Annotated in this window: 4 protein-coding genes and 1 pseudogene; 2 read left to right on the plus strand and 3 right to left on the minus strand. The window is 63.4% G+C overall.

The features are described 5' to 3' along the window. A pseudogene (locus INT51_RS21840) lies at positions 1-134 on the plus strand (IS256 family transposase); the annotation flags it as partial. 389 nt (positions 135-523) lie between these two features. Continuing rightward, on the plus strand, positions 524-934 hold the full coding sequence (locus tag INT51_RS22790; RefSeq protein WP_193107498.1) for a GNAT family N-acetyltransferase: 411 nt from the start codon (positions 524-526) through the stop codon (positions 932-934). Positions 935-1139: 205 nt separating this feature from the next. On the opposite strand, the gene INT51_RS21850 is transcribed toward INT51_RS22790, so the two are convergent. The 3 genes from INT51_RS21850 to INT51_RS21860 form a co-directional block, all read right to left on the minus strand. Further along, positions 1140-2594 carry a heparan-alpha-glucosaminide N-acetyltransferase domain-containing protein gene (locus tag INT51_RS21850; protein WP_193107495.1) on the minus strand — a complete coding sequence of 485 codons (1455 nt, stop codon included), beginning with the start codon at positions 2592-2594 and terminating at the stop codon, positions 1140-1142. A gap of 77 nt (positions 2595-2671) precedes the next feature. After that, positions 2672-3154: a hypothetical protein gene (locus INT51_RS21855; RefSeq protein WP_193107496.1), complete on the minus strand. Its 483-nt coding sequence runs from the start codon at positions 3152-3154 to the stop codon at positions 2672-2674. Between the two features lie 368 nt (positions 3155-3522). Next, on the minus strand, positions 3523-3909 hold the full coding sequence (locus INT51_RS21860; RefSeq protein WP_193107497.1) for a hypothetical protein: 387 nt from the start codon (positions 3907-3909) through the stop codon (positions 3523-3525). Positions 3910-4239 lie beyond the last annotated feature (330 nt).

Below are 4239 nucleotides of genomic sequence, written 5' to 3' on the forward strand. Positions count from 1 at the left end.
CAGAACAGACCGATGAATGGGCCGAAGGACGCCGCTACCTCGGCCTCGACGTCCTGGCCCGCTGCCGCCTGACCATCACCACCAACCCCGTGGAGGAGGTGACCACCGAAGCCCTGCCGGCCCTGACAGCCTGACCGCTCTCACCGAAGGACCGCTACACCACTTCCAGGGACTTGACCACGCGACCTCACCCCTCAGCAAGGGGTCGCGATCTGGCACGCACTAGGTCGGCGATCCGCCCGACAGGCGAAGCGCCGGATGGATAGATGAGGTCGGGACATTGCCGCCCAGCGCAGCAGGTTGACGCCTTGGGGTATACCCCAAGGCGCAGATCTGCCATAAAATTTCCGTTTTGGGCCCTGTGGCACGGGGTGAGGTACGGGGGCGTAAGCGTTGCACAGGATGCTGCTCAAGGTGACGCATCCGTGCTTTAAAGCTGTCCCGCTTGGCGCAACATTCCTACTTCGCGCGGCTGGCGCTGTTTCCCTTCCTTCGCCACCGAGACCGATGCATGATTGATGACATGGATAATGAGGACGTCGAGATCGGCTGGCGATTGCCTGTTGCAGATGCAGAGATTGTGGAGCTCACTCGTTCGCATGGTGGAGCGCCGGCACCCGGCTGGTGGGATCGGGTGAGCAGGCACTCTCTAGGTTGGGTTGTGGCCCGCGATCAAGACGGTCTCCTGGTGGGGTTCGTGAACGTTGCCTGGGATGGTGGGGATCACGCGTTCCTGATCGACACCAAGACGCGCCCAAGTCATCAGCGCCATGGCCTTGGGACGGCCGTCGTGCGATGCGCTGTCGACCAAGCTAAGGCAGCGGGATGCGAGTGGATGTTCGTTGACTTTGAACCTCAGCTCGAGCCGTTCTATCTTGAGTCTTGCGGCTTCAGGGCGACCCCGGCTGGACTGATCCATCTCCCTGGTATCTAACCTCCTGGTCGCAGAGGCCGAGGTGTTCGGCCAAGCGCGACGTGTGCGATGTTGCTTTTGGGTATACCCAGTGCGACAGATCTGTCGCAAAAGTGCATCTTTGGACCCTATTGGGAACCGTAAAGAACCCGCTGGTAACTGTCCTGCTGGGGTGCCCCAGTTCGGGACGTCTGTCGCGATGCCGCGCGTGACACGTCTCTTCATGTCAATCTCGTTGGTGCGGGTCGGTGGCGGTGGTGGCTGTTTCTGTTCGGTGGTGTGGGGTGGGTTGGGGTGAGAGCCAGCGGGCGGATCGGGCGGTGAAGCGCTCGAGAGGGCCCCGGCCGAGGAACGCGGCCCATGTGGTGCAGGCGATGGCGAGGCCGAGGATGAGGAGTAGGCAAGCGGGGTTGCTGGTGAGGTAGCCGGCGGGTCCGGTGAGCGCGAGGATGACGAGGGCGTGGAGGGTGTAGGCGGTCAGGGGCATCGCGCCGATGGCGGACAGGGGCAGGAGTACCCATCGCAGGGGGCGTGAGAGAAGTGTCGAGGCGCCGATGACGAACAGAGCGAGTCCGCCCGAGGTGAAGATCTCCAGCACGGACCCTGAGTGCGGGGTAGTGGATATCACTGAACTGATCAGCATCGGAAGGGGTGCCATGTCGGAGAGGCGCTCGGGGTAGGTGCTCCAGTCAGCGCCGTAGTCGTCCCAGTAGCTCGAGGATGAGCTGCTTTCGTCGATCCAGGTTTCGTCGTAGTCCTGGGGTTCGCAGTACACGGTGGGGTCATACGGCATTGCGGGGTAGCAGAGCAGTCCGGTTCCGTCGATTTCCTCGAAGGGCACCATCGGCACTTCGTCCTCGTACCCCGTGGAGCCTTTCGAGCTGGATTCCCACGAGCTCGAGTAGCCGGTTGAGCTCCACGAGGAGTAGTCCTGGTACTCCGGGAGCAGGACTCCTAAGGCTGCGCTGAGGGCGAGGCCGAGGAGGGTGCCGATGATCGCGAGGGTCGCGCCGATCGCGGTGATCAGGCCTGCGATGCGGGGGCGGGTCAAGGGGAGGCGTCCCAGGGCCATGCCGACCAGCATCAGAGGCGCCCAGGTCGTGAGCGGGTAGATCCCGACCATGAGGAGGTTGCTGCCGGCGCCGGAAGCACCCAGGGAGAGCGTCTCCAGGAGCGCGATCAGGACCGGACCGACCAGCGCGAGGGGTATCGCGCACAAGATGAGGCGTGAGGGTCGCAGGCGCAGAACGGGGATCGCTGCGACATACAGGAGGCCGTAGAAAGTGAGGATCACGGCGATGCCCACGCCGAGGAGCTCGAGCGCGAGCCCGATCGAGAAGATCGCGGCCCCGCGGCCAACAAGAGCCAGCCGCAGGCGGGGCAGGTCCTCGGGCTCGGGGATGCGTTCGCGGCCGGTGAGCAAGGCGATGGAGATTCCGGCGAGGACGGCGAACAGGATCGAGGAGTTGCCGTGCACGATGTTCAGGTAGCTGAACGGATCGCTCCAGGCAAAGAGAGGAAAGTCGCCGAGGTGAGCGGCGACCATACCGAGGATCGCGAGACCCCGGGCGATGTCCAGACCATTCAGGCGAGGAGGGTTCACCAGGCGCGCAAGCCGCTCGCGGGGGCCGACCGTAAGGGATGCGGCCGGGGCGCTCGCGGGGGGAAGAAGTGACGTCACCACCGGATAGTAAGCGGTTCCCAGCCTCCATGCAGTCTGACTACTGAAACTACTGGGCGGTGAGCTGTCAGTCGGGTTTAGCTGCTAGCGGTGGCGGGGACTTCGAACGGGAGAGACCCGTCTTTTGGTGCGGGTTGCGCACCGTCAAGTGGAGTCATCGTTGACCACGGGGTGTCGCCATCTTGCTTGGTCAGGAAGAGAATCAGATCTTCTTCAGCATCCAGAGGGTCACCGTTCGGGTAAGGCGCGCCGTCAGTGCATGTCTCCGGGATGGAGGCGACCGCTTCCGTGTCTGCCAGGTCTCCCTTGAGGACTCGCAACACGTCCACGTTGTGCACAGCGGCATCGAGCCCGAACATGTTCGTCACCTCTGTAGAGGCGCTTGATCGACCGATGATCACGGCATCTGCCTCGTCGAAAGCTACCTGGGGATCTGACAGGTCTGCCCACGAGACGCATGTTTCGGCCTCAACTCCACGATCGCGCTCACTCGCGCAACCAGACATCACAATGAGCACGAGGGCTCCGGAAGCAACGAATTTTGGGACTCGGCTGGCCATGACGGTCAGTATGCCCTGAATCTCGCAGCGGGCCTATGCATCCCTGGGTAGACGCAGTGCGACAGATCTGTCGCAAAAGCCCGCTTTAGGCCCTATTGAAAACCGTAAAAACCATCTAGTAACTGTCCTGCTGGCGTGCCCAGTTCGGGACGCACCTCGTGACGCCGTGCGTGATGCCTCGCTGTGCGTCAGTCCCGAGCCTCCGGCTGATGAGTAGCAGGTTTCGCTCCGTTGCTTACCCGCCTTGAGATCTACGCACAGGGGAGGTTCGATGCTCTGGGCACCATATATCGGAAAGGCCGGCTGCGCCCCATGGCCTGCCAGCCGCGCCTGGTTCCCACGGTCCGGGTAGGGGCGCTTTTCTGCGTTCAGGGCTCGCGAGCCAGAGATCCGTTTGTCTCGTCGGTCCAGACAGGGTATTCGGGGTCTGCCTGGCCGAGTGGGACTCGCCAGAGGCGGTGCAGGTGTCCGTGGCGGGCGCGGGTAGCGATCCAGGCACGTCCAGACTCCAGCGTGCCGAAGACTTTTACCGGGTCCGTGTCGTCCTCGGGCCTCTCTTGGAGCTTGTCGGCCTTCACGGCGACCCACACGAACGGCTGTGCGGGCGTGCCGGGGTCTTCGGTGATGTCGAAATCGATCCAGTGCACGCCGAAGCCGGGGTACAGCCCGTCGGTCGCGATGGCGTCTTGCTCGCGCAGGTGCGCTCCGATCAGTGGCCTGTTCGGCCCGAAGATGGTGGGGTCACAGGTCGACACCTCACGGAACATGAGCAGGACTCGGCGGGGGCTGTTCGGCCGATTCGGGCGCTCCCTACGAAAGGGCCACATGGCAAACCTCTCGCGCGAAATGGGCTGATGCTTGGAGCGTACTGGCATTCAGCACCAGGAGGCGCCGGAATACTCCCCGACGCGAGCGCTACTCAATCGAAGATGCTCTCGGGGGGTGGGGTGAGCCAGACAAGATCCGTGCCGGGCTTGTCGCCAGGGAACTCGACTGGGTGCGCGCTGCGAAGTGCGACGAAGTACTGCGCTCCTTCGGGGGTCTCCGAGGACTTGTTGAACTCTTCCGCCCACCGCAGCACATCA

Source organism: Brachybacterium sp. FME24, from assembly GCF_014897705.1.
Lineage (GTDB): Bacteria > Actinomycetota > Actinomycetes > Actinomycetales > Dermabacteraceae > Brachybacterium.